This is a genomic window from Bradyrhizobium sacchari, assembly GCF_002068095.1.
Taxonomy (GTDB): domain Bacteria; phylum Pseudomonadota; class Alphaproteobacteria; order Rhizobiales; family Xanthobacteraceae; genus Bradyrhizobium; species Bradyrhizobium sacchari.
This window is the reverse complement of record NZ_LWIG01000068.1, coordinates 6004-32331: the sequence shown is the minus strand read 5'-3', so window position 1 is coordinate 32331 and position 26328 is coordinate 6004. Positions and strand designations below refer to the sequence as shown.

Below are 26328 nucleotides of genomic sequence, written 5' to 3'. Positions count from 1 at the left end.
CTGGTGCGCTCGAGCAGCGGCGCGTCGATGATGTGCTCGAGCACCTGGATCTGCCGGGACAGCGGCGGCTGCGTCATGTTCAGCCGCGCGGCGGCGCGGCCGAAATGCAATTCCTCCGCCACCGTGACGAAACAGCGGAGCTGGTTGAGATCGAACATCGATACATGCCTTAGATGGATAAGGCGTTTCCCCGGCACTTCTAGCATCGATCACCCCCAAAACAAAGACGGCGGCTTTTGAGGCCGCCGTTGAGTTGCCTGGTCAAGCTCCCATGGGAGCCCTCAGGAGGAACGTTTGAGCGTCACCCGCTCGATCTTTCCGACGATGACGAGATAGGCGAAGGCGGCCACCAGCGCGTTGAGGCCGACGAACACCAGCGCGCCGTTGAACGATCCGGTCGCGGCCAGGATGTAGCCGATCACGATCGGCGTGGTGATCGAGGAGAGGTTGCCGAAGGTGTTGAACAGGCCGCCGGAGACGCCGCCGGCTTCCTTAGGCGAGGTGTCTGAGACGACGGCCCAGCCGAGCGCGCCGATGCCCTTGCCGAAGAAGGCGAGCGCCATGAAGCCGACCACCAGCGCCTGTCCCTCGACATAGTTGCAGGCGATGATCGACATCGACAACAGCATGCCGCCGACGATCGGGATCTTGCGCGCCATGGTCAGCGAGCCGGTCCGGCGCAGGATGGCGTCGGAGATGATGCCGCCGAGCACGCCGCCGATGAAGCCGCACAAGGCGGGCAGCGTCGCCACGAACCCGGCCTGCAGGATCGACAGGCCGCGCTCCTTGACGAGGTAGACCGGAAACCAGGTCAGGAAGAAATAGGTCAGTGTGTTGATGCAGTACTGGCCGAGATAGACGCCGAGCATCATGCGGTTGGAGAGCAGCTGACGGATATGGTCCCAGCCGGAGCCGGACTCTTGCGCACGCGCGCGCAGCTGATCGTCCCTGGGCGCGTCGAGATCAACCAGCGCGCCGCCTTCCTTGATGTAGTCGAACTCCGCCTCGTTGATCGAGGGATGCTCCTTCGGGCCGTAGATGGTCTTGAGCCAGACGAGGCCCATGATCACGCCGAGCGCGCCCATCACGAAGAACACGAAGCGCCAGCCATAGGTGTGCGCGATCCAGCCCATCAGCGGCGCGAAGATCACGGTGGCGAAATACTGCCCCGAATTGAAGAAGGCCGACGCGGTGCCGCGCTCGTTGCCGGGAAACCAGGCCGCGACGATGCGGGCATTGGCGGGAAAGGACGGTGCTTCCGCAACGCCGACAAGCAGGCGAAGCGCGAACAGCACGACGATGGCGGCGCCGGCGCTGAGGAAGCCGACCCAGCCCTGCATCAGCGTGAACAGCGACCAGATGATGATGCTGAAGGCATAGACGATGCGTGAGCCGTAGCGGTCGAGCAGCCAGCCGCCCGGCACCTGAGCCACGACATAGGACCAGCCGAAAGCCGAGAAGATCCAGCCCATGGCGACGGGATCGAGATGCAGCTCCTTGGAGAGCGCGGGGCCGGCGATCGACAGCGTGGCGCGGTCGGCATAATTCACGGTGGTGACCAGGAACAACATGGTCACGATGAACAGCCTGACGCGAGATCTCCTCACGTCCGCCGCGGACACCACTGCGCTCATCAGCGCCTCCTCAAGTCGAATGTTTCCTCAATTCGACTCCTAGAGGCGCGCGCGGCAAAGTGTCCAAGTTCAAGGCAGCATCGATCGATGCCGTTTTTGGATTGATGAAACGGCAGGTGGGGGGAACGATCGTGAGGGTGGCGAGACGCTGACCCCGAGCTCGTCATTGCGAGCGCAGCGAAGCAAGCCAGCATCTTTCCGCGGAGGGATTCTGGATTGCTTCGCTGCGCGCGCAATGACGGTGTGGTGGGCAGCGCGTAGCCCGCATGAGCGAAGCGATATGCGGGGAGAGTAGTCCGGATGTCGCTGCGCTCATCCGGCTACGATTTCCTCGCGTGACCTACTGCTGCGCGCTCGGCAGCAACTGCGGCAGAAATCCGCGCGTGACGTTGGGCGGCACGGCATCGAGGCCGAGCGCCGCGCTCGCGGCTGGCAATGCCGCATCCGCCATCGCGGCGTGGCCTTCTGCGCTCGGATGCACGGCGCCGCCATAGACGGCGGACAGCACGCCCCAGGTTGCGTCGTGGATGTCGGTCGGCTGGCTCGCGGCGGGCAGGCCTTGCGGATAAGTCATCGCGGCGAAGTAGCTGTCATTGGCATCGCGGATCCAGCGCCCGCGCGGCAGGTAGGCCCGGTACTCCGAGGCGCCGCGGCCGCACAGCATCGGCTGGCCCGCTGCGCTCACGATGTCGGGGTTGAAGCTCTGGCCGTTCTCGGCGAAGCAGGCGCGGTCGAATTCGGGATCGTTGCCGGAATGGGCGCAGAAGCCGTGATCGGCGAACGCGGCCTGATGGGCATCGACGAAGGTCATGCGGTCGGCTTCGGGATCGCGGCACAGCGCGCCGCGCGTGCAGGTCGCGAGCCCCTTCAGCTGCGGCAGAAACTCGGTGTCGACGAAGGTCGAGACACGGGCGAGGCGTTGCGGATCAGCGTTGAAGGAGGGATGGATGTCGAAGCCGGCGCGGCCGCCGCGACAGGGCACACCGCCGTCGGCGAGCGCGGGATTGGCGTAGGAGACATAGACCACGTGCGAGAGATCGCCGCCGACCAGCGGCTTCAGCGCCTCGCGCAGCTTGACGAAATTCTGCGGCAGCTCGCGCGCCAGCGCGTCGCGGGAGTCGTCGACGCTCGCCATCACGCCGGAGCGGCGGAACAGCGCGCGCTCGGTCGCGGTGTCGACGATGACGTCGGCGACCAGGCCGGAGAAATAGACGTCGTTGGCGCCGACCGACAGCAGCACGAGATCGAGCGTGCGGTCAGGCTGGCGCTTCTTTGCCGCGGTGAGCGCTTCGCGCAGCTCGGCGACCTGCGCGTTCACGCTGGTGTTGCAGACGCCGGTCTTGCCGGGAGGGCATTCGCGGGCACGCTGCGAGCCGAGCAGCCCGTCGCCAATGCTGGCGCCGGTGCAGGCGAGCGGCAGAAAGGTCACCGCAATGTGAGTGTAGCGCACCGCAAGTGCCAGCGCGGTGCGGGCCTGGTAGCTGTAGAGCGAGCGGTGGCAAGGCGCATTGAACCACAGCGCGCTGTAGTGTTGCCAGTTCGCGAGCGTGTCCGGCGCCTCGCAGGCGCGTCCGCCCTTATAGCCGGCGCGGCTCGGCCGGTAGTACTGCGCACCGGCCGTGCCGAGATAGGAGCGGAAGCAGAAGCCTTCGTCGGACAGCGCCAGCGGCCGGTCCGGATTGCCTTCGCCGGAGGCGATGCTGTCTCCTAAGCCCGCGACGAAGATGTCGCGGACCTGGATCTCGGTCTGGACGCGCTGGGTGGGATCGGAGCCGGAGGAGACATCGACGGTCGCAACCGTCTGCTTGCCGTAGCGGACGCGCAGATTGACCGGCTCGGCACAGTCGAAGGTCGAGGCCTGCGGTCCATCGCCGTCGTCGAACGACCAGGCACAGGTGGCCCCGACCGGCACCGCGCCAACGAGGCGCACGGTCACCGGATGGTCGATCGGCGTGATGTAGTTCTCCTTGACGTTGTCGCGGGTGCAGGGCTGGTTGACCCGGCCCTGCAGGTCGATGCAGAGCCGGTTGACCATGTTGCGGGCCCAGCCGCGGCCCTCGCTCTGGAGCTCCAGCGACTGCTCGGCGGCCAGAATGCTGCGGTTACGCGCATTCTCGACATGGAGCAGGAAGTCGCGCTCCTCGCGGAACAGCCGGAAGCGGTTGCGCACCTCCCAGGAAATCTGCATGGCGCCGGCGTCCTGCGCCGCCGCGCGCGGAAGCGGCAAAGCGGCCAGAACTCCGGCCAGCAGCAGCATGCTTGCGGTGAGGGTGCGAAGGAATACAGGGATCATGGTCCGCGTCTTCAACGGCAAAGTTGAGGCGGAAATAAGAGAGGATTGGCTCTCCGCCCGCAACCCCTTCCGGCTCCAGATCGCAGCCTACCGCTTGCTGGCCTGACGCAGCAGCCGTTCGCGTTCCATCGGGGTCACCTGTTTGGGCAGATTGGCCTGGGCGCAGGCCTCCGCCAGCCGCCGCCGCTCCTGCCAGGGCTCGACCACGTTCATCCACAGCTCGCGCGTGCCCATGATGGAGATAGCGAGGCCGAACGGGATCACGAAATAGAGGATGCGGAACACCAGCAGCGTCGCCAGGAGCTGCTCGCGGCCGAATTCGGGCAGCGCCACCAGCATGGCGGCATCGAACACGCCGATCGAGCCGGGCGCGTGGCTGGCGAAGCCGAGCAGCGTCGCCAGGATGAACACCACGGCGAGCGAGAGGAAGTCGATCGGCGGATTGGCCGGCATCAGCAGGTACATCGCCGTGGCGCAGAAGCCGAGATCGACCACGCCGATCAGGATCTGCACCAGCGTCAGCGGCGCCGAGGGCAGCACCACCTTCCAACCCTTTTGGCCGAGCTCGCGCCGCTTCTCGCCCATGCACAGCCAGACCAGATAGGCGCCGATCGAGGCGAGGCCGCCGAGCGCGATCAGCCGGTTGATCGACGAAGGCAGCTGATCCATCGAGGAGGCAGCATCCGGATGGATGGCCATGCCGATCGAAAGCACGAAGATGTTACCGAGCCAGAAGGTCAGGCCGGACAGGAAGCAGATCTTCGCGACGTCAATCGCGTTCAGCCCGTAATCCGAATAGATCCGGAAACGGATCGCGCCGCCGGTGAACACCGTGGCGCCGATGTTGTGGCCGATCGAATAGGACGTGAAGCTGGAGAGCGCTGCAATGCGATAGGGAACGTGCTTCTTGCCGATCGTTCGCAGTGCAAAAAAATCATAGAAGGTGAGCGTACAGAACGCGAAGAAGACGCAGATCGCCGCCAGCCCGATGCTGCCGCGGGGGATCTCGGTTAACGCGGTCAGGATGACGCCGGTATCGATGCCCTTGAGGGTCCGTACCAGCGTTGTGATCGCGAAGGCGATGATGAAGACGCTCGCGGCAATTCCGAGCCGTCGCCAGCCGATCCATCTCTTGAAGCCGCGTTTCAGCGCGGGCAGCAGTCCGTGCATTCATCCTCCCGGCGGGGGGCAAGACCGAGCCGGCCGGGCGTTGGCCAGTCGGGCGCGATCGTTGCCAAAGGCAGTCGATCGCTAGCTATGATCCAGCTCATTTAAGGCAAAAACGGTGACTTGTGCAGCCCTTGACAAGGTAAGGTTCTGCGCCAGACCGGCTTCTTTTGTCATATGCGGTTCACATCGGAGCGCGCGTTAAGCACATGAGTCGGCCGACCGGCCCGGAACGTGTGTTCGTTTGCTGACATGATTTCACATCGCGCGGCCCCCGGCATTGTTCCAGCTCAAGCGATGCAGGCTTTTTTGGAACGTCGATGCCGGGCGCTCGTTAGCGGCCCATCAGCAACCGAACATGGCGGAATCAGCGGCTTTTCGTGCAGGCCGGTGCCGCCGTGTTCCCGAAACCCAATGAGGATCGGAACGATGGGACTGTTCACCAAGGACATCAAGACCATGAACGACCTGTTCGTGCACCAGCTCCAGGACATCTATTACGCCGAGCAGCAGCTCACCAAGGCGCTACCGAAAATGGCCAGCAAGGCGACCGATCCGCAGCTGAAACAGGGCTTTTTGACGCACCTCGAAGAAACCAAGCAGCACGTCAAGCGGCTCGAGGAAGTGTTCAAAATGCACGGCGTCGCCGTGAAGGCGGTCGACTGCCCGGCGATCGACGGCATCATCGAGGAGGCCGATGAGACCGCCGGCGAAGTCGCCGACAAGGCGGTGCTCGACGCCGCCCTGATCAATGCGGCGCAGGCCGCCGAGCATTACGAGATCGTGCGCTACGGCAGCCTGATCGCCTGGGCCAAGCAGCTCGGCCGCACCGACTGTGCCAGCGTGCTCGCCAAGACGCTCGAGGAGGAGAAGGCGACCGACAAGAAGCTGACCGCGCTTGCCGAAAGCAAGGTGAATTTGCGCGCGGCGAGCTAAGGTCAGATCCATACCTTCCGTCAGGAGACGCCGTGCAACCCGCGGCGTCTCTTTTTTGGCTCCAACTTAGCCGGCCTGGTATTTCAGCCCGAACACCAGAGCGACCACCGCAAAGACCGCAATCGTCGCGGCGAAAACCAGGCTGGCGACGGTGGAGCTGATCAGGGTCGAGAGGACGCCGATCCCGATCACCGGAAGGGCGTTGCCGAGAAAGCAGCAGATGAAATAGGCCGAGACCACTTCGGCGCGGCGATCATCCGGTGCGATCTGGTTTACCACCTGCAGGCTGCCACGATAGCCGAGGCCCGCCGCCACGCCGCAGGTCGCGGTCGAGGCGATCATGATTGCGAGCGAACCCACGAATTGTGCCGTGACGAGCAGGGCAAGGCTCGGCAACATCAGGCCGAGCGACCACAGCATGGCGGTGCGGCTGGAGAGCGAGCGCGTCAGCGCGATGACCAGCGCCACGGCGAGCGCCAGCTCGAGGAAGATCACGCCAGCGACAGCATGGCTGGTGACATGAAGCTCGCCTGCGAGCACGCTCGGTGCCAGCGCGGCGAAAAAGGCGACGAGGGCCATGGCGCCAAAGCCTGTCACCGCGGGCGCCACGAAGCGTGGCCGGATCGACGACGGAACGCCGGCACGCGGCCGGATCGACAGCTGCGCGAACGCGGCCAGCGGGCGATGCACGGTCTCGCGCGCGAAGGCGAGGAGGGCTACGACAACGACCAGCACCGCGAGATAGAGGATGAACGGCGTTCGCAGCGGAAGCGCAACATATTCGGCAAGCAGACCGGCGATCAACGCGCCGAGGCCAAGGCCGGTGAAATTCGCGATCGTCGCGATCACCGTGGCGCGGGAACGGTCCTGTTCGGCGATCAGTTCGGCGAGCCACGCAGTGCCGGTTCCGGCGCCGATCCCGATGGCGAGGCCGCTCAGCACCCGTGCGACGTAAAGGGAAGCGACCCCGTGTGCGAACAGGAAGACCAATGCGCCCGTGATCGCGATGCCGATGGCAATGACCGCCGTGCGCCGCCGCCCGACTTGGTCCGACATCCGGCCGAATACCAGCAATGCGGTCAGATTGCCGACGATGTAGACGGCATAGATCAGCGTCAGGGTGATCTGGGAGAAGCCGAACTGCTGCTTGTAGATGACGTAGAGCGGGGTTGCGATGGTGCTGCCGGCGAACAGGATGCCGATCAGGCATCCAACGACAAGGATGGTTGCGGTCTGGCCGAACTCCGATCTTGCACCGGATGGAAGCGAGGTGCTGCCAACTCTTGCCATGAGGTTCGTCGCCTTGAGGGGAACTTGATGGTCAATAGAAGGAATCTAGCCCTTGTTCCCATGCTTATGCGCGCACGGGACTTGCACGGCTAGCAGGGCATGAAGCTTCGTCGTTTGTTGCCGAAGGAGCACGATTTATCGCGCGATGATGTTTCGATCAAAATCGAATCATGATGGCGTGGCGAAAGCGTATGTTTCGCATGGGGCTGCAATTGAGGTGCAGCATGCGAGCCAACACCATCAAATGTGAATCCTTCGACGACCGGACTGGCGCGCAACGTGCCGGCTCGCGTCTTGCGACCTCGCTGACGCTGGCGGCGATGAGCCTTGGCTATGGCGTGGTGCAACTCGACGTCACCATCGTCAACACCGCGCTCGACGCGATGGGCAGGACGCTCGGCGGCGGCGTCGCCGAGCTGCAATGGGTGGTCAGTGCCTACACCATCGCCTTTGCCGCCTTCATCCTGACGGCAGGCGCACTCGGCGACCGGATCGGCGCCAAGCGCGTCTTCTTGGCCGGCTTCGCCATCTTCACCGCGGCCTCGCTCGCGTGCGCGCTGTCGCCCAATGCGATCGTGTTGATCGCCGCACGATTGGTACAGGGGCTGGCGGCGGCGATCCTGGTGCCGAATTCCCTGGCGCTGCTCAATCACGCCTATGCGGACGATCGCTCGCGCGGCCGCGCCGTTGCGATATGGGCCGCCGGCGCCAGCCTTGCGCTCACCGCGGGTCCCTTCGTCGGCGGGGCGCTGATCACGCTGGTCGGCTGGCGCGCGATCTTCCTCGTCAACCTCCCGATCGGCCTGACGGGCCTTTGGCTGAGCTGGCGTTATGCGACCGAGACCACGCGCGCGCCCTCGCGCGAGATCGATCTTCCCGGCCAGCTCGCGGCGATCGGCGCGCTGGGGGCATTGGCCGGCGCGATCATCGAGGGCGGGGCGCTTGGCTGGGATCATCCGGCGGTGCTCGCGGCCCTCGCCGCAGCCCTGGTCCTGGGCGTGCTGTTCGTCTGGCGGGAAAGCCGCGCGGAGCAGCCGATGCTGCCGCTGTCGTTGTTCGCTCACCGGCTGTTTACCCTGACCGCGCTGGTCGGACTGCTCGTCAACGTCGCGATCTATGGACTGATCTTCGTGCTCAGCCTGTACTTCCAGCGGATCAACGGCCTTTCGGCGTGGTGGACCGGGCTCGCCTTCGTGCCGATGATGGCGGCGGTGCTGCCGGTCAATCTGCTGGCGCCGCACCTCGCCGAGCGCATCGGCGCGTGCCCGACCATCGTGGTCGGCGCCTGCATCTCGGCGCTCGGCTGTCTCGGCTTGCTGTGGATCGCGCCCGACACACGCTATTGGATGATCTGCGCGCAGATGATCGCGATCAGCGGTGGACTCGGCCTGCTGGTGCCGCCGCTGACCTCAACCTTGCTGGGCAGCGTCGAGAAGGCGCGGTCCGGCATGGCAGCCGGCGTCCTGAACGCGACGCGGCAGACCGGCAGCGTACTCGGTGTCGCGTTGTTCGGCTCGCTGGTGGCCTCGGAGGGGGCGTTCATGGCCGGCCTGCATGCGTCTCTGGCCGTATCGGCCTCCGTCCTGCTGCTCGCGGCCGCCGCGATCGGGATCGGCGCGCCTTCGCGGGGGACGAACAATCCGAACGAATGAGCACATTTCCCATTCACCATTCCCGGAACCGGCACATAGCCGGTTACCGATCGTCCACCTTCGTCGGTTCAAGTGCGGCTCCATAGGGGCCGGCAATGTATCAAGTTCTTTACTGTCTCACCGACGAGCATGATTGGCGACTGGTCGCGCTTGGCGGAGCGGTCTGCCTGCTCGCGAGCGCCGCGGCCATCAGCCTGTTTTACCGGGCGCGCGCGGCAAGCGGGGGCGCTCGCGTGTCATGGATCGCGCTTGACGCCGTCGTCGCCGGCTGCGGCATCTGGGCAACCCATTTCATCGCGATGCAGGCTTACGGGCCTGCTGGGGGCGGCGCCTACAACATTCCGGTCACGGTCCTGTCGCTGATCTTTGCGATCGCGGTCACTTTCATCGGGCTCAGCATCTCGGTCTCGGCGACGCGCGCGATCGCGGTTGCGCTCGGCGGGGCCGTCGTCGGTGGCGGCGTTGCAGCCATGCACTATACCGGCATGATGGCGCTCGAGATTCCCGCGCATGTCGGCTGGGCGACCGGCACCGTGACGGTCTCGATTGTTCTTGGCATCGTCTTTGGATCGCTTGCCCTGATCGTCGCGGGGCGAGGCGACAGCCTGTCAAATGCGCTCAGCGCGACGGGCCTGCTCACCGTCGCCATCGTCTCACATCATTTCACCGCCATGGGCGCCGTGGAGCTGACGCCGGATCCTGCGATCGTCATCGGCGGCCTGTCGATTCCGCCGGGCTCCTTGTCCATTCTGACTGCCAGCGCCGCGGTCGCGATCATCGCGATCGCGCTTGCCGCCGCGCTGCTCGACCGCCGCGCCAAGGGCGAACTCGGACGTCAGCAGATCGTGCTCGATACCGCGCTCGAGAACATGTCGCAGGGGCTGTGCATGTTCGATGCGGACGGCAAGATCATCCTGTTCAACGAGCGCTACGCCGCGATGCTTCGCCGCACCGACATCGCGCTCACCGGCCGCCTGCTGGTCGACGTGCTCAGGGAAGAGCAGGCCAAGGGCCAGTGGCAGGGCGACGCAGACGAATTCTTCGCGCGCCTGGTGGCCGACGCGCGCGAAGGCCGCACGACCAGCCAGGTCGTCAACCGGTTCGGTCGTTCGATCCGGGTGGTCAACCAGCCGATGCAGGGCGGCGGCTGGGTCGCGACCTTCGAGGACATCACCGAGTGGCTGGAGGCACAGGCGAAGATCTCGCATATGGCGCGCCATGACGCGCTGACCGGCCTGCCGAACCGGGTGCTGTTCCACGAGCAGCTCGAGCAGGGCCTGACCCGGGCGAAGTCGGACGACCAGCTCGCGGTGCTCTGTCTCGATCTCGATCATTTCAAGGACATCAACGACTCGCTCGGCCATCCCATTGGCGATGCGCTGCTCAAGGAGGTCGGCCGCAGGCTGAGGGCGACCGTCGGCGAAAGCGACACGGTGGCGCGGCTTGGCGGCGACGAATTCGCCGTGGTCCAGATCGGACGGTCGGAGGAGACTGCGGCCAGATCCCTTGCCGGCCGGCTGGTCGAGGTAATCTCGGCGCCCTACGAGATCGACGACCACCAGATCGTCATCGGTGTCTCGATCGGCATCTCGCTGTCGCCGCAGGACGGCAGCCATCCGGACGAGCTGTTGAAGAACGCCGACCTCGCCCTGTACCGCGCCAAGGCGGACGGCCGCGGTACCTATCGCTTCTTCGAGACCGGCATGGATGCGCGCGCGCAGGCGCGGCGCCTTCTCGAAATGGATCTGCGCGCGGCGCTGCAACGCGACGAGTTCGAGGCGTATTATCAGCCGATCCGCGACGTCGCCAGCGGCCACGTCGTCGCCTTCGAAGCGCTGTTGCGCTGGAACCATCCGCAGCGTGGCCTGATCGCGCCCATCAACTTCATTCCGCTGGCCGAGGAGACCGGACTGATCGTGCAGCTCGGCGAGTTCGTGCTGCGCACGGCCTGCACCGATGCGGCCACCTGGCCGGCCGATATCGACGTTGCCGTCAACCTGTCGCCGGTGCAGTTCAGGAGCCCGAACCTGATCGCCTCCGTCACCGCGGCGCTGGCCGCCTCGGGACTCGAGGCGCACCGCCTCGAGCTCGAGATCACCGAATCCGTGCTGCTGCAGAACAGCGAGGCGACGCTGACCACGCTGCACGAGCTGCGCGGCATGGGCGTGCGGATCTCGCTGGACGACTTCGGCACCGGCTATTCGTCGCTGAGTTACTTGCGCAGCTTCCCGTTCGACAAGATCAAGATCGACCGCTCCTTCGTGTCGGAGCTTGCGACGCGCGAGGACTCCATGGCGATCATCCGCGCCGTGACCGGCCTTGGCCGCAGCCTCGGCATCGTCACCACGGCGGAGGGCGTCGAGAACGACGCGCAGCTCGAACTGCTCCGGCGCGAGGGCTGCACCCAGGCGCAGGGCTATCTGTTCAGCAAGCCGCGGCCGGCCTCGGACGTGGCGTTGATGCTGGAACGGCCGCGGCTGCGCGCCTCGGCTTAAGGGGTTAGCCGCGGCGCAGCGCGAAATGGGCGCCGCAGAACGCCATCACGGCGCCGAGGCACAGTGCGGCAAGGCCAGCCAGCACGCCTGAGACGGTCGGGATCGGGCTCGGCGCCGAGGCCACCTGGCCGGCGCCTGCAAGCAGGAGCACGCCGACCGCGATGAGGAATTGCCGCATCCGCTGCGGGATCTGGCCGGAGACGGCGCTCTGCATCAGGCTCGCCGTGAAATAGCCGCCGGAGAAGCCGACGGTCGCGATCAGCCACCAGGCGATTGCCGCGCCCGTCGGCATGAACTCATGGGTGTCGAAGCGCCACAGGCCGCCGAGGTCGAGACCGTAACGCGCGCCCAGCATGTGCACGGCAAGCGCCAGCAGCACGCCGGAGATCACGGCGGCGCCGAGAATCAGGCGGCGCGGAAAAAAGGTCGTCTCAGCCATGTCTCGCTTGTAGGATGGGCGAGGGCGATCGCGCAAGCACATCGCGGACGGGATTGAATTCGAGATGCAGGTTTCGGGAGCCGGGGCGGCCACAAGCTACGCCTACAAGGCGTCGCTGATCGGCTCGGCGCATCGCTTCGAGTTGACGGAGGAGGGGCTGTCCTGGCACATCGCCGGCCGTTCGGGCCTGTGGCGCTACGACGAGATCTCGGCGATCCGGCTGTCGTTCCGCCCCGTCTCGATGCAGCAGCACCGCTTTCGCGCCGATGTCAGCCACGCCAAGGGCGGCCGCATCGCCATCCTGTCGACGAGCTGGCAGACCGCGGCGCTGATGGCGCCGCAGGATAACGGTTTTCGCGATTTCCTGATCGAGCTGCATGCACGGATGGCAAAGGCCGGCAGCCACGCGGAATTGACCGCGGGACTCGGTCGCAAGACCTATGCGGCGGTGCTCGCATTCCTCGCCGTGCTCGCCGTGGCGATGGCGGGCCTCCTGATCCGGGCGCTCATGATCGGCGAATTCGCCGGCGTGCTGTTCATCCTCGGCTTCGCCGCGCTGTTCGCGTGGCAGGTCGGCGGCTTCGTGCGGCGCAACCAGCCGCAGAGCTACAGTTTCGATCGTGTGCCGAAGGCCCTGCTGCCCTAATCGTCACAGCGAGCTACTCCGTCGAGTCGAAATCCTCTTCCTTGGTGCCGAGCAGCGAGACGATCGTGCGCAGGCCGGAATCGAGTTGCTCCGGGGTGGGCGGGGCAAGCGCGAGCCGCACCGCGTTCGGGGCATGCCCATGCGCGATCGCGAAGGTCGAGGACGGCGTCAGCGCGATGCCGCGCCTTGCCGCGGCGGCGACGAAGGTCTGCGAGCGCCAGTGCGGCGGAAGCGTCAGCCAGAGATGATAGGAGCGGGTGTCGGCGGCGATCTGGTAGCCGGCGAGCAGCCTCGCCGCGGTCTGCTGGCGGCGCGTGGCGTCGATGCGTTTCAGGCGCGTGAGCTCGGCGACGGTGCCGTCGGCCATCAGCCGCTGCCCGGCCGCGAGCGCGTGGCCCGAGGCGATCCAGCCGCCGGTGCGGACCGCGCTCATCACGCTCTCGCGCAGGCGCGGCGGCGCGACGAGGATGCCGAGCGCAAGGCCCGGCGCGACTTTCTTGGACAGGCTGTCGAGCACGATGCAGCGGTCCGGCCCGAGGGCTGCCAGCGGCGTGTCGTCGGCCAGGAAGCCGTAGACGGTATCCTCGATGATGGTGAGATCGAGCTTCTCGGCGACACGCATGATGTCGGCGCGCCGCGCAGCGTTCATGGTGACGCCGAGCGGGTTCTGGATGATGGGCTGCAGATACAGCGCCGACAGATGCGCTTCGCGATGCGCCTTCTGGATCGCGTCGGGCCGCGCGCCGAATTCGTCCATCGGGATCGGCACAAGCGTTATGCCGAGCCGCGCGGCGATGCTCTTGACGTAAGGATAGGTCAACGCCTCGACGCCGCAGCGTCCGCCGGTGGGGACGAGGGCTGCGAGCGCGGCCGCGAGCGACTGCTTGCCGTTTGCGGTGAAGACGATCTGCTCGGCCTGCGGTGCGAAATCCTTGCGCGCGAGATAGGCCGCGGCGGCAATGCGCGCGCTCTTGGTGCCGGTGCTGGTCGAGACGCGCAGCGCGGATTCGAGCGCGTCGACGCGCTCGAGTCCCGCGAGGCTCTTGGCGATCATCGCCCATTGCTGCGGCAATAGCGGATAATTGACCTCGAAATTGATCCGCGCGTCAGCCGGCTCGCTGATCGTCTCGACGTCGCGCCTGACGTCGCCGGAGATGAAGGTGCCGCGGCCGACCTCGCCGACCACGAGGCCGCGGCGGAGCAATTCCGTATAAACCCGGCTCGCGGTCGAGACCGCGATGCCACGGTCATAGGCAAAGTTGCGCTGCGGCGGCAGCCGGTCGCCGGGCCTTAACGTGCCGTTAGAGATATCCGAGGCAATGGCATCGGCAAGCTTCACGTACTCGAACTTGGACATTATTGCACCGAGAGCAATGTTTTACTTGCTCCGAGCAGTGTACTGGAGCATTTAGGTTCCATCAAGTTCCGCGATTGAGCCGAGGGGAGCGAGAGCAATCCGACGGCAAATGAGGTGCAGGCGCTGACCGCGTCCGCGCCGACGGCACCTGCTTCGCCGCGCGGACGATACGCCGGAGAAGAAACATGACCACGATCTCGCAAACTGCCGGGCGGAGTTTACGCCCATCCTCCTCGAGCGGATTTTTTGCAACGCTCGCCACCGCCGCCCATGCGCTGTTCGACCGCCTGGAGCGCCGCTCCGCCGTCAAGACCCTGAACGAGCTCGACGACCGCGCCCTGCGCGACATCGGCATCAACCGCAGCCAGATCGAAGACGCCGTCTACGGGCAGTTCAAGGCCGAACTGTCGCGGTATCTGTGAGCTGACCGTCGCCACGCCCGGCAGGTCCGGGCGTGGTGACGCACAACGTCTCCGCGTTGTCATTGCGAGCGCAGCGAAGCAATCCAGACTGCCGCTGCGGAAAGATTCTGGATTGCTTCGCTGCGCTCGCAATGACGTGGTGATGGCATCGCTTCTTCAATTCGCATCTCACCCGCAGACACGCCTTCGCATCCTCGCGGCCTGTTTCGCCCGAGCTTTGCTTCGTCGCTTCACCCTCACATGAAAGAGGGCGCAGGGAAGACCGGGTGCCGGCCGGGCACCCACGGTCCACTGTGCGAAGGTGGCAACAAAGAATTTGCACAGCGGCATACAGGTGAAGCCAAACATCCGGCCTTCCCTGCGCAGTGGCTTTACGGCTTATGTCGCGCTCTCCCCGGGGAGCGATGCACTATTGCCCCCGTCGCCGTGCGGATGATCGATGCGCGGGCCCGGTCGGGCCGCGACATCACCGCACGACTTGGCGCACAGACCCCGGGCGCCAGGACCACACGATTTTGCCGTACGCGGACCGCACCTGTCGTTGGCACCAGGTCTTCGCTCACGGTTGCCCGCCCTGCAAAACCCTTCGCGCCGATGTCGTCCGCGTCCACCGCCGCCCGGCCCGCGTTCGTGACGATCGCGATGCGCCCCTCTTCCTTGGGCCGGGTTATGGCGACACATACGCCGTTTCCGAATTTCGGTAAAGCGGTATATTTTCGGCGAGGCGGATTGACCGATCGTTAGGGTGTTTTGCCCGGCGGGCAACGCAAGGACTTGTAGATGCGTAGGGTGGCTCAGCCCAAGGCGTAATCCACCTCTTCTGCTTCCGTTGAGAGAGGCAGAGGTGGGTTACGCCAGCGGACTGCGCTGCGCGCAGCGGCGGGGCTAACCCGCTCTACGAGACCGGTCTGCTTTGCACGGAGCAACCCTCAGTGCCTGACCACCAGCACCGAGCACTTGGCGTAGCGCACGACGTGCCCGGCATTCGAACCGAGGAAATAGGTGCGCATCGCCGGCCGGTGCGAGGTCATCACGATCAGATCGGCCTTCATATGCACGGCCTCCTCCAGGATCTCGTGGTAGATGCCACCCTGGCGCACGACGCTGGAGATGCGAGCGGGCTCGATGCCGGATTCGCGTGCGACGATGGCGAGGGCTTCCTCCGAGGTCTGCCGCTGCTGCTCGTCGAAATCGGCCGGCACGTATTCGGCCAGCATCACCGGCGTCATCGGCAGCACGTTGAGCAGGCGCACCGTGCCGCTCCAGGTTTGCGACAGCGTGGCCGCGGTCGCGATCGCCGGCTTGGCGAGATCGGTGTCGGCGAGGTCGATGGGCACGAGGATGGACTTGAACATCTGCGCCTCCCTATGAACCAAGCTGGATCAACCGGTCGAGACGGCGCCCGCGCGTCTCAGGCCGATCGAAGCAGCTTGGGGCTGACGAACAGCACCAGCTTGCCGCGGCGGTAGGCCACGTCCCCCCAATCCTTGACGTCAAAGTCGAAGATCGCAAGCCCTGCCGTGGGCAGGTTGTGGGCGAGCGCCTTGGCGCCGGCCGGATCGCCGCCGCCGGTCAGCATCAGGGCGATCTCATGCATGCCGGGATTGTGGCCGACCAGCAGCAATCGCTTCGGGTCGGCCGGAATGGTTGCAGTGCGAATGGATTCCAGGATCTGCGCGGGATCGGCTCCGTACAGTTCCGGCAGGACCTCGACCTGCGGCGCCGGGACGCGGTCCTTCATCGTGTCCCAGGCGATGTCCCAGGTCTGCCGGGCGCGGACGGCATGCGACACCAGCACGGCATTGGGGAAGGGAGGATGCGTAGCGATCCAGTCGCCCATCTGGGCGGCATCCTTGTGACCGCGGTCGTCGAGCCGGCGGTCCTGGTCACGGCCGCTCGGCGCGTCAGTCTCGGTCTTGGCGTGACGCAGCAGCATCAAACGGCGCATGGAATTCTCGAATCGTTACGCGTCCAGGATAATCTACAGACGCCGGTTGAGGACAAGGTGACAAGCGCCCCGATCGGCCCATTCAAGCGCGATGAGGTCAGAACAAATCGTCATCGCGCTTTAAGTTGTTGTTTTGAGCATGATCTGTTCGGAAAACCGCTGCACACTTCGACGGATCATGCTCTAAGAAAACTGCATGAGCGAGACTTTCACAAGCATATCCCAGGAAGAAGCCGGCTTTCGCGAGCGCACGCGGCTGTCGTTCGATCTCGATGCCGATATCTGCGTGATCGGTGCCGGACTCGCCGGGCTTTCCATTGCGCTGGAGGCGGCCCGGCTCGGGGCCAGCGTCGCCGTGCTCGAGGGCCGCCATATCGGCTGGAACGCCTCCGGCAACCAGCTCGGCACCGTGATGCCGGGTTTTGCCTTGCCGCTGGCGGAGCTGATCGAGCGCATCGGCTTCGAGGATGCCCGCGAATTGTGGGCGCTGTCGAAGGAGGGGGCCGAGTTCGTCCGCGCCAACGCCACCGAGGAGAACATGCCGGGGATCGCTGCCAGCAACGGCGTGCTGGAGGTCTCCAACGTCGATGCCGGCGACCGCCTGATCAGCCGGTTGCAGATGCTGAATGGGGATTTCGACACCGAGGCCGAGGGCTGGCAGGTCGACCGCGTCCGGGCGGCGCTGAAGACCGATCGTTACTTCCACGGTGTGTATTACCCCAGGGCATTCCAGGTCGACGGCCGCAAATACGTGCACGGCCTTGCGGCGATGGCGCGGCGGGCTGGCGCCCGCATCTTCGAGGACACGCCGGTCGTCAGCATCGATCATTCCGGCATCCGCAAGCGCATCGTCACGCCCTCGGCACGGCTGCGCGCCACCCATATCGTGCTCGCCGGCAACATCCACCTCGGCGCGCCCCTGCGGCGCCTGTCGGAGACGCTGCTGCCGGTCTGGCGCTATGCCGGCGTCACCGCGCCGCTCGGCGAGCGCCTGCACGAGATCGTCGCCTTCAAGGGATCGGTGATGGATTCCGACGGCGTCGATCATTTTCGCATCGTCGATGGCGACCGCCTGATGTGGGTAAGCCCGGAGACCACATGGGCCGCGCGACCGCAGCGTTTTGCAGGCAGCGTCAAGCGGCGCATCCGCACGATCTTCCCCCAGCTTGGCAATGTCGAGATCACCGAGACGTTCGGCGGCGCCACCGGCCACACCGTGCACGGCATGCCGCAGATCGGTCAGTTGCGCAAAGGCCTGTGGGTGGCGAGCGGGTTCGGCCGCCAGGGCATGAACACTTCGGCCATGGCGGGGCAGATGATCGCGCGCAGCATTTTGTGGGGCGACGAACGCTGGAAGCTGTTCTCGCCGTTCGAGCTGGTCTGGGCAGGCGGAGTGACCGGCCGTGTTGCCGGCCAGTTGGTCGGCATCTGGGGCAGGGCGAGCTCCGCCGCAGCGGGCTCGCTGGCGCGCTACCGCGAACGAGCCAGGGTCAAGGACAGGGAGCGCGAGGCCCGTCTCGCCGAAGCCAACCGGGCCGCCGGCACCGGGCCGCGCCGTGCGCCACCGGCGGTGCGGCCGCGGCCGGCGCCTGTGCCGGAACATGCGGCCCAACATGCGCCCCAAGGCATGGAACAGGCTCCGGAACCGGCTGTCCAGGACCAGGGCGTCGCGCAATAAGTTGAGAATCCGCCGCCCGGACGTGTAACGTCGGCCCTGAAAGCCCGTATCTCAGGGTGTAAACGCTCCCGCACGGAGAACGAGATGTTTGACCGCCGCATTCTGCTGACGACTGTTGCCGGCCTGTTCGGCCTTTCGGCCTTCCGCTGGCTGAGAGGATCACCTGCCGAGGCCGGCGAGAAGGCCACGGAAACGTTCGAGATCACGAAGACCGAGGCCGAGTGGCGCGCCCAGCTCACGCCGCAGCAATATGAGATCCTGCGCAATCACGGCACCGAGCGGCCGGGCTCCAGCCCGCTCTTGAAGGAGCACCGCAAGGGCATTTTCGCCTGCGCCGGCTGCGACCTGCCGCTGTTCGCCTCCGACACCAAGTTCGAGAGTGGCACGGGCTGGCCGAGCTTCTACCAGCCGATCGAGGGCAATGTCGGCAAGACCGAGGACCGAACCTACGGCATGGTGCGCACCGAGGTGCATTGCCGGCGCTGCGGCGGCCATCTCGGCCATGTCTTCGACGACGGCCCGAAGCCGACCGGACTGCGCTACTGCATCGACGGTTTCGGGCTGGTTTTCCACCCGGCGGCGGCCTCGGCGACGTAGGTCTTCGTGCTCGTCATTCCGGGGCGCGCGAAGCGCGAACCCGGAATCTCGAGGTTCTCAGGTGCGCAATTGCGCACCAGAGTTCGATGCTTTCGCATCGCCCCGGAACGACAATCGTCCCGGCAATTGTTGCCGGCCCGGCAATTGTGCCCCGGTCATCCGACCGGGGGCCGTCCGTCCAAGTCATTGATTTCATGAAGATACCCGCATTGGCATAGCCCTTGCGACAGTCTCCTCCGACTGCGGCCATGGTCGACCGGCCGCCGAGATCGGATTTGGAGACAAGGTTATGGGTATCTTCGATGCAATGAACACCTCGGTGGGTGGTCTGCAGGCGCAGTCCTACGCGCTGCAGAACATTTCCGGCAACATCGCGAACTCATCCACCACCGGTTACAAGGGCATCGGGACCAGCTTCGTCGACCTCATTCCTGACGCCTCGGTGCCGAGCAAGCAGGTCGCGGGCGGCGTGACGGCCAACGCCAAGGCGACCATCACGACCCAGGGCACGATCTCGTCCTCCAGCGTCGCCACCAACATGGCGATCACCGGTGACGGCTTCTTCTCGATCCAGAAGGCCACCAGCGTCGTCGACAACTTGCCGCAGTTCAGCGGCGTCACCCTCTACACACGGCGCGGCGACTTCCAGCTCAATGCCAACGGCAACCTGGTCAACGGCGCCGGCTACTATCTGATGGGCGTCACGGTCGACCCCAAGACCGGCAACCCGACCGGCAATGTGGCGTCCGTCCTGAAATTCCAGAACAACTTCATCCCGGCTCAGGCGACCACCTCGATCCAGTACGCCGCCAACCTGCCGAGCGTGCCGAACACGGCGGCGAGCTCGACCGCGGCAAGCAAGACGCTGCTGGCGGCCGGCGGCCTGAACCCGTCGGATTTCCAGGCCAACCCGCTGCCGGTCGGCACGCCGCCCGCGCCCTATACCAATGCGACGGTGTCCGGTGCAGCCGCGACCGGAAACATCCGCTCGGCCTATACGTCGACGACGGGGACGGGAACGGTTCCGCTCCAGAACAACTCGTCCGCGGTGGCTTCGACCACCACATCTCTTGACAACACCGTGGGCACGCATCTCGCCTCCAGCATTCTCACCGCGCTGAGCGGCCAGACCCTGACGATCAACGGCAACACGATCACCTTCAACGGCGGTACCACCGTCTCGACGGCCGGCAGCAACACCACGATCGGTCTCGGCGCAGGCACGACGGCCACGGTGGCCAGCATCCTGAACGCGATTCAGACCGCCGGCGGCGCCGGCGTCACCGCCTCGCTCTCCGCCAGCGGCAACATCCAGATCTCGACCGGCACCGGCACCGACGTGGCGATCGGCAGCGGCACGGCGGCCACGGCCCTCGGTATCAGCAGCGTGACGCGCGGCGGCAACGTGCTGTCCTCGCCCGCGCTCACCGGCGCCACGGTGCTGAGCGGCAGCGCGACCGCCGGCGGCGCCGAGGTGCTTTCGTCTGGCTTTTCGGCAGGCCCGCCCGCCGACACCATCACCGTCAACGGCCAGACGCTGACGTTCATGGCCTCGGGTGCCTCCGGTCCGAACCAGATCAACATCACCGACAACATCACGACCCTGCTCGGCAAGATCGACGCGCTCTCCGGCGCCTCGGGGTCTTCGATCAGCAGCAGCGGCGTGATCACGCTGAATACCGGCACCGTTTCCAACCTGTCGGTATCCAGCTCCAACAGTGCGGCATTCGCCGCGCTCGGCTTCACCTCGACCATCACCAAGAACCGCGACGGCGGCGGCACTGCCGGCACCGGCGGCGTGATCGGCAACGACATCGCTACGTTCACCAAGGAATCGATCAGCGGTGGTGCGGTGACCGCCTACAATGCCGCCGGCACGCCGGTGAACCTGCAATTGCGCTGGGCCAAGACCGACAGCGCCTCGCTGGGCGCGGGGCATTCCGACAGCTGGAACCTGTTTTACCAGACCGACCCGAATGCGACCGGCACGACGGTGGGCTGGGTCAACACGGGCCAGACCTTCACCTTTGCCGCCGACGGCTCGCTGACCTCGCCGAGCGGCTCGGGCATCACCATCAACAATGTCAGCGTCAGCGGCCAGTCGCTTGGCTCGGTCGCCTTCAACATCTCCTCCGGTGGGCTGACGCAATATGCCAGCACCAGCGGCGCGGTGACCATCAACACCATCACGCAGAACGGCTACGCCGCCGGTCAGCTCCGCTCCGTCGCCGTCAACAACAACGGCCTCGTGGTCGGCACCTTCTCCAACGGCCAGAACCTCGATCTCGCGCAGGTCTCGTTGTCGCACTTCAACGGCACCAACTACCTCAAAGCGCTCGACGGCGGCGCCTACGCCGCGACCGAGCAGTCGGGACCTGCGATCGACGGCGCCTCGGGCACCATCAGCGGCTCGTCGCTGGAAGGCTCGAACACCGACATCGCCGACGAGTTCACCAAGCTGATCGTGACCCAGCAGGCCTATTCGGCCAACACCAAGGTGATCACGACCGCGAATTCGATGGTGCAGGACCTCCTGAACGTGTTGCGCTGATCGGCGCGTGACGTAACCAAAGGCGGGTAAGTCCACATGGGTTTGAGTTCAGCCCTCGCCAGTGCGATGAGCGGCCTGCGTGCCAATCAGGCCGCGCTCTCGATCGTCTCCTCGAACGTCGCCAACTCGCAGACGCCGGGTTACGTCGTCCAGAGGGCGAACCAGATCGAGGTCACCACCGGCGACTTCGGCTCGACGGCGATGACGACCGGCGTCAGCCGGGAGCTCGACACCTATGTACTGAACCAGCTCCGCACCGAGACCGGCGGCAGCGGCTACGCCGACCAGATGGCCAACATCCTGAAGCAGCTTCAGAGTGTGTATGGCACGCCGGGCAATAGCGGCACGCTCGAAACGGCGCTAAACAAATTCACCACCGCGCTGCAGGCGCTGTCGACGAGCTCGGGCGCGTCGTCGGCACAGACCGTTGCGCTGGGCGCGGCGCAGGCGCTGGCGCAGCAGCTCAACGTCACCACCAAGGGCATCCAGTCGCTGCGTTCCAACGTCGAGCAGGATCTCGGCACCTCGGCGCAGGTGGCCAACGCAGCGATGCAGAAGATCGCCGACATCAACACCAAGCTCCAGGGCCTGTCGGCTAACGATCCCTCCGCAGCGACGCTGATGGACCAGCGCGACCAGGCGATCAACACGCTGTCGAAATATGTCGACGTCCGCGTCACCACCGATGGTTCGAACCAGGCCAACCTCTACACCACGACCGGCATCCAGCTCGTCGGCGCCGGGCTCGCCTCGCAATTCACCTTTGCTTCTGCCGGCGCGCTGTCGGCGACCTCGCTCTACAACATCGACCCGGCCAAGTCCGGCGTCGGTGCGTTCAACATCAAGCTGCCGAACGGTTCGCAGGTCGACGTCGTCGCCAACAATGTGGTCTCCTCGGGCCAGATCGCGGCCGACCTGAAACTGCGCGACCAGACGCTGGTGCAGGCGCAGAACCAGATCGACCAGCTCGCCGCGACGATGTCGAGCGCGCTGTCGGACAAGACCACCGCCGGCGGCACGGTCTCCGGCCCGCCGGCCGGCTTCGACCTCGACCTTGCCGGTGCGCAAGCAGGCAATACGGTCAACATCACATACACGGACACGACGACCAACACCCAGCGCCAGGTCACGCTCGTTAACGTGACCGATCCGGCGGCGCTGCCGCTCCAGAACGCCACCAACGCCAACCCGATGCAGGTGGGCGTCGATTTTTCCGGCGGAATGAGTGCGATCGCCGCCGCGCTCAATACCGCGCTGGCGGGCTCGCACCTGACGTTCTCTGCGGCTCCGTCGCCGGCCACGGCCACGACGCTGCGAGTGACCGACGACAACAGCGGGCTGGCCAAGGTCAATTCGGCCTCGACCACCAAGACGATCTCGTCGCTGACCTCGGGTAACCCGCAACTGGCGGTGTTCACCGATGGCGGGCAGGCGCTCTACACCGGTGCGATCACCGCATCGGGTTCGCAGATGACCGGTCTTGCCGGCCGCATCGCCGTGAACACGCAGCTCGTCAGCGATCCCACGCGGCTGTCGGTCTACAACACCTCGCCGGTGACGCCCGCGGGCGACACCACGCGTTCGGACTATCTCTACTCGCAGCTCACCAATGCGGTGTTCTCCTATTCGCCGACGACCGGCCTCGGCTCGGCCAACCAGCCCTTCACCGGCAGCGTCTCGAACTACCTCCAGCAGTTCCTGAGCATCCAGGCCAACGCCTCGACCCAGGCTACCCAGCTGCAGCAGGGCCAGAGCGTCGTGGTCTCGACGCTGCAGGCCAAGTTCGACTCGACCTCCAGCGTCAATCTGGACTCGGAGATGTCGAACCTGATCCAGCTCCAGAACGCCTATGCCGCCAACGCCCACGTGATGTCAGTGGTGCAGAGCATGATGAACACGTTGATCCAGGCTCAAAGGTAACCAGTACAGGGCTCTGAAACATGTCGATCAGCAGCATCAACTACTCCTCGTCGGTTCTGGGCGCGCAGATCCGCAATATCAATCAGCAGCTCACCGACCTGTCGACGCAGCTCTCGACCGGCAAGCTGTCGCAGAACTATTCCGGCATGGGCACCAACGAGGGATTTGCGATCGCCGGGCGCTCGCAGCTCTCCAACATCGCCGCCTATACCGACACGATCACCAACGTCAACGTCAACATCAACCTCGCCAATACCGCGCTGCAGTCGCTGACGAAGATCCGCAGCACGGTGCAGACGGGCTCTGCCAGCACCGCGCAGGATCTCAACGTCAACGGACAGACGGTGGCGCAGAACACCGCCGCCGCCCAGTTCGGCTCGATGGTCGGCGTGCTCAACACCCAGACCGGCAACCGCTACCTGTTCTCTGGAACCGCCGTCAACACGCAGTCGGTTGCGGATGCCGGCGACATCATCAACGGCACGACGACGCAGGCGGGCTTCAAGACCGTCATGGCCGAGCGCCAGGCCGCCGATCTCGGCGCCAACGGCATGGGGCGGCTGGTGCAGACGCAGCCGACGCCGAGCTCGGTGCAGGTGTCGGAAGACGCCGCCGGGTCACCATTCGGGCTCAAGATCAAGTCGGTGTCCTCGACCATGACCACTGCGACGCTCACCGGCCCAAGCGGCTCGCCGGTGTCGTTTTCAATCGATCTCAACGGCATCAATCCGACCAACGGCCAGAAGCTCAGCGTGCAGTTCACGCTGCCGGATGGCACGACCGAGCAGATCGACCTGACCGCGTCGACGGCGACGCCGACGCCGCTCGGCAGCTTCGCGATCGACCAGGGTAATCCCAATGCCGTTCCGCCGATTCCTCCGGATCCGAACAAAACGGCTTTGAACCTCAACGACACGCTGAACGCCGCGATCAAGAAGCTCGCCGGCACCTCACTGGTGGCGGCATCCGCGGTGACGGCGGGCGACAATTTCTTCAACACCGCGAGCTCTGCGATTGGCGCTGCCAAGACCAGCCAGGCGGGCCCGACCGTGCCGATCAGCGGTGCAACGGCGCTCTCCGGCACGAGTCCCACGGACGCGATCGCGCCGGGCTTTTCCGCCGGTGACACCATCACCGTCAACGGCACCACGCTGACCTTCGTGACCTCGGGCGCGACCGGCAACCAGCTCAACGTCGGCGACAGCATCCAGACCCTGCTGAGCAAGATCGACGGCATCACGGGGACATCGAAACCATCGACGATCCATGGCGGCGTGATCACCATCAACACCGATGATGCGGCAAGCCTGAACATCACCAGCTCGAACACGGGCGCGCTGAACTCGCTCGGTTTTGCCGCGACGCCGGTGACGGCCACGCAGCCGCCGCTGCGCGTCGGCTCTTCCCCGGCGAGCTCGGCGATGACGCTGGTGAACGGCTCGGCCAACACCGTGAAATGGTACCTCGGCAATGACGGACCGGGCTCGGCGCGCTCCACCGCGATGGCGCGGGTCGACGATTCCGTCACGGTGCAGTATGGCGCGCAGGCCAATGAGGACGCGATCCGCCGGCAGTTGCAGGCGATCGCGGTGTTCGGCACGTTTTCGACGACCCCGGGCGGGCAGTATTCGGGCGGGCAGGTCGCCGCGCTGAGCCTGCGCACGACCCAGGCGCTGACGCCGCAGCCCGGCCAGCAGAAGATAGAGGACATCCAGACCGACATCGCGATGGCCCAGAACACGATGAAGGACGCGACGACGCGCCAGACCCAGGCCAAGGCGCAGCTGCAGACCATCATCGACCAGGCGGAATCGGCCCCGCCCGACCAGGTCGCGAGCGAGATCCTGGCGCTCCAGAACGCGCTCCAGGCGTCCTACCAGACGACTTCGAAGCTTGCGCAGCTCTCGCTCGTCAAGTTCCTGTAAGGATGCGTTAAGACGCCGTTAACCATGCCTGTTTACCTCTTGGTGAGGATTTGAGCGGGGCGGAGCGGTCAATGTCTGACAGGATGCAATTGGTGGTGGCAACGCCTTGCTTCGGCGGGCAGGTGTCGAGCATCTATGCGAGCTCGATCTTCGCGCTCCAGCGCGCCGTGCACGGCATGTCCAATCTCGAGCTCAAGGTGCTGCTGCGCGACGGCGACGCGCTGATCACGCGGGCGCGGGCGAACCTCGCCGCGATGTTCCTGGACGATCCCAAGGCGACGCATTTCCTGTTCATCGATGCCGACATCGGCTTCAAGCCCGAGCAGGTGTTCCGGCTGATCGAATGCGGCGCGGACGTCGTCGCGGGCTGCTATCCGATCAAGCGGGTCAACTGGGACAAGGCCGCGCGTGCGATCCAGTCGGGTCGGGCCGACGTTCCGGCTGCCTCGCTCGACTATGTGCTGGAAATCGAGGACCCCGACCGCATCGTGGTGGTCAACGGCTTTACGCGCGTGCGTTATGCCGGCACCGGTTTCCTGATGATCCGGCGTCACGTGCTGGAGGCGATGTGCCGGCATCCGGACTATGCGAAGCTTCAGTTCTTCCGCGAGCATTCGCACGACACGCTGGCGGCCAGCCAGAACCGGTTCGCGCTGTTCGAATGCATGATCGACCCGGCGACCGGCACCTATCTCTCCGAGGACTTCGCCTTCTGCAAGCGCTGGACCGATATCGGCGGCGAGATCTGGGCCGACATCCAGAGCTCGCTCGATCACGTCGGGCCCTCGGTCTTTCACGGCGACATCGCCTCGCAATTCGCGCCGGCGCCTGCGGCGGCCGCCGACGCGGCGTGAGCGCTCCGGGATGAGCACCGGCGCATCCCGCCTGCCAGACATCGAGCGGGCGTCCGAGGGCGGCTCGCGCTATCGCTTGCGCGATCTCTTCACGCCGCTCGACACGCTGCTGGTCTCCGGCGGCGATCCGCGCCTGACGCTCGATCCGAAAGACCGCGTCAACGCCTATGGCTGTGCGGCATCGCCTGAACCGGAGATCTGGAATTTCGCCTCCTCGACCGCGTCCGTGATCTCGCAAGGAGCCTATGACCGCGCCGCGCTGGCGCGCGAAGAGCTGATGCACAAGTGCCTGTTCGACGAGGTCGAGGTCGCCTTCGACGCACGCTGCGAGGGTATGCGCGAGGAGCTGCGCGGGCATCTCCAGCTCTCGCCGCGCGTCGATATCGTGTTCTCGCCATCAGGCACCGACTCCCAGCTCCACGCCCTGTTCCTGGCGCGCGCGGTGCTCGGCGCTCCGCCCGTGACGGTCGTGGTCGGAGCCGATCAGACCGGCAGCGGGACGGCCCATGCCGCCGCCGGCCGCC

At 65.7% G+C, this 26328-nt stretch carries 20 protein-coding genes and 1 pseudogene; 12 read left to right on the top strand and 9 right to left on the bottom strand.

Annotation, left to right across the window (positions count from 1 at the left end; translation table 11 throughout):
* The 4 genes from A5906_RS45840 to A5906_RS39465 form a co-directional block, all read right to left on the bottom strand.
* Positions 1-158, bottom strand: a 158-nt coding sequence (locus tag A5906_RS45840) for a helix-turn-helix domain-containing protein (RefSeq protein ID WP_245327141.1), incomplete at its 3' end; no start/stop codon positions are given.
* Between the two features lie 123 nt (positions 159-281).
* Positions 282-1634 (bottom strand): MFS transporter, encoded by a 1353-nt coding sequence (locus tag A5906_RS39480; protein WP_080140458.1) that lies wholly within the window; start codon positions 1632-1634, stop codon positions 282-284.
* A 340-nt stretch (positions 1635-1974) separates the two neighbouring features.
* The gene (locus A5906_RS39470) at positions 1975-3927 is read right to left on the bottom strand and encodes an SGNH/GDSL hydrolase family protein (protein ID WP_080140456.1); all 1953 of its coding nucleotides are present in this window, start codon (positions 3925-3927) and stop codon (positions 1975-1977) included.
* Positions 3928-4014: 87 nt separating this feature from the next.
* A complete protein-coding gene (locus A5906_RS39465) occupies positions 4015-5097 on the bottom strand; it encodes a lysylphosphatidylglycerol synthase transmembrane domain-containing protein (protein ID WP_080140455.1) in 1083 nt (360 codons plus the stop codon).
* A 426-nt stretch (positions 5098-5523) separates the two neighbouring features.
* Between A5906_RS39465 and A5906_RS39460 the strand changes: the two genes are divergently transcribed.
* A complete protein-coding gene (locus tag A5906_RS39460; RefSeq protein WP_080140454.1) occupies positions 5524-6030 on the top strand; it encodes a YciE/YciF ferroxidase family protein in 507 nt (168 codons plus the stop codon).
* A 66-nt stretch (positions 6031-6096) separates the two neighbouring features.
* Here A5906_RS39460 and A5906_RS39455 read toward each other — a convergent pair whose 3' ends face one another.
* The gene (locus A5906_RS39455) at positions 6097-7320 is read right to left on the bottom strand and encodes an MFS transporter (protein WP_080140453.1); all 1224 of its coding nucleotides are present in this window, start codon (positions 7318-7320) and stop codon (positions 6097-6099) included.
* A 224-nt stretch (positions 7321-7544) separates the two neighbouring features.
* On the opposite strand from A5906_RS39455, the gene A5906_RS39450 reads away from it, so the two are divergent.
* Together A5906_RS39450 and A5906_RS39445 are read left to right on the top strand one after the other, a co-directional pair.
* Complete coding sequence (locus A5906_RS39450; protein WP_080140452.1) at positions 7545-8972, top strand: MFS transporter; 1428 nt, start codon at positions 7545-7547, stop codon at positions 8970-8972.
* A gap of 95 nt (positions 8973-9067) precedes the next feature.
* Entirely contained in the window at positions 9068-11467 is a 2400-nt protein-coding gene (locus A5906_RS39445) for a bifunctional diguanylate cyclase/phosphodiesterase (protein ID WP_080140451.1), read from the top strand.
* A gap of 4 nt (positions 11468-11471) precedes the next feature.
* Here the strand turns inward: A5906_RS39445 and A5906_RS39440 are convergent, their stop codons facing one another.
* A complete protein-coding gene (locus A5906_RS39440) occupies positions 11472-11906 on the bottom strand; it encodes a hypothetical protein (RefSeq protein ID WP_080140450.1) in 435 nt (144 codons plus the stop codon).
* A gap of 64 nt (positions 11907-11970) precedes the next feature.
* Here A5906_RS39440 and A5906_RS39435 point away from each other — a divergent pair, with 64 nt between their 5' ends.
* Positions 11971-12552, top strand: coding sequence for a hypothetical protein (locus A5906_RS39435; protein ID WP_080140449.1), 582 nt, complete (start codon positions 11971-11973; stop codon positions 12550-12552).
* A 13-nt stretch (positions 12553-12565) separates the two neighbouring features.
* Here the strand turns inward: A5906_RS39435 and A5906_RS39430 are convergent, their stop codons facing one another.
* The gene (locus tag A5906_RS39430; protein ID WP_080140448.1) at positions 12566-13909 is read right to left on the bottom strand and encodes an aminotransferase-like domain-containing protein; all 1344 of its coding nucleotides are present in this window, start codon (positions 13907-13909) and stop codon (positions 12566-12568) included.
* A gap of 185 nt (positions 13910-14094) precedes the next feature.
* Between A5906_RS39430 and A5906_RS39425 the strand changes: the two genes are divergently transcribed.
* A complete protein-coding gene (locus tag A5906_RS39425; protein ID WP_080140447.1) occupies positions 14095-14331 on the top strand; it encodes a DUF1127 domain-containing protein in 237 nt (78 codons plus the stop codon).
* Between the two features lie 929 nt (positions 14332-15260).
* On the opposite strand, the gene A5906_RS39415 is transcribed toward A5906_RS39425, so the two are convergent.
* Both A5906_RS39415 and A5906_RS39410 read right to left on the bottom strand, forming a co-directional pair.
* Entirely contained in the window at positions 15261-15686 is a 426-nt protein-coding gene (locus tag A5906_RS39415) for a universal stress protein (protein ID WP_018642845.1), read from the bottom strand.
* A gap of 56 nt (positions 15687-15742) precedes the next feature.
* Positions 15743-16279, bottom strand: a complete 537-nt coding sequence (locus A5906_RS39410; protein ID WP_080140446.1) for a SixA phosphatase family protein — start codon at positions 16277-16279, stop codon at positions 15743-15745.
* Positions 16280-16475: 196 nt separating this feature from the next.
* On the opposite strand from A5906_RS39410, the gene A5906_RS39405 reads away from it, so the two are divergent.
* The 7 genes and pseudogenes from A5906_RS39405 to A5906_RS45835 all read left to right on the top strand — a co-directional run.
* Entirely contained in the window at positions 16476-17957 is a 1482-nt protein-coding gene (locus tag A5906_RS39405; protein WP_080140445.1) for an NAD(P)/FAD-dependent oxidoreductase, read from the top strand.
* An 84-nt stretch (positions 17958-18041) separates the two neighbouring features.
* Positions 18042-18554, top strand: coding sequence for a peptide-methionine (R)-S-oxide reductase MsrB (gene msrB / locus A5906_RS39400; protein WP_080140444.1), 513 nt, complete (start codon positions 18042-18044; stop codon positions 18552-18554).
* A gap of 289 nt (positions 18555-18843) precedes the next feature.
* Entirely contained in the window at positions 18844-21105 is a 2262-nt protein-coding gene (locus A5906_RS39395) for a flagellar hook-basal body complex protein (RefSeq protein ID WP_080140443.1), read from the top strand.
* Between the two features lie 36 nt (positions 21106-21141).
* Positions 21142-23025: a flagellar hook-associated protein FlgK gene (gene flgK, locus A5906_RS39390; RefSeq protein ID WP_080140442.1), complete on the top strand. Its 1884-nt coding sequence runs from the start codon at positions 21142-21144 to the stop codon at positions 23023-23025.
* A gap of 20 nt (positions 23026-23045) precedes the next feature.
* Positions 23046-24950, top strand: a complete 1905-nt coding sequence (locus tag A5906_RS39385; protein ID WP_080140441.1) for a flagellar protein — start codon at positions 23046-23048, stop codon at positions 24948-24950.
* A gap of 71 nt (positions 24951-25021) precedes the next feature.
* A complete protein-coding gene (locus tag A5906_RS39380; protein WP_080140440.1) occupies positions 25022-25804 on the top strand; it encodes a hypothetical protein in 783 nt (260 codons plus the stop codon).
* A 10-nt stretch (positions 25805-25814) separates the two neighbouring features.
* Positions 25815-26328 (top strand): annotated as a pseudogene (locus A5906_RS45835) (hypothetical protein); the annotation flags it as partial.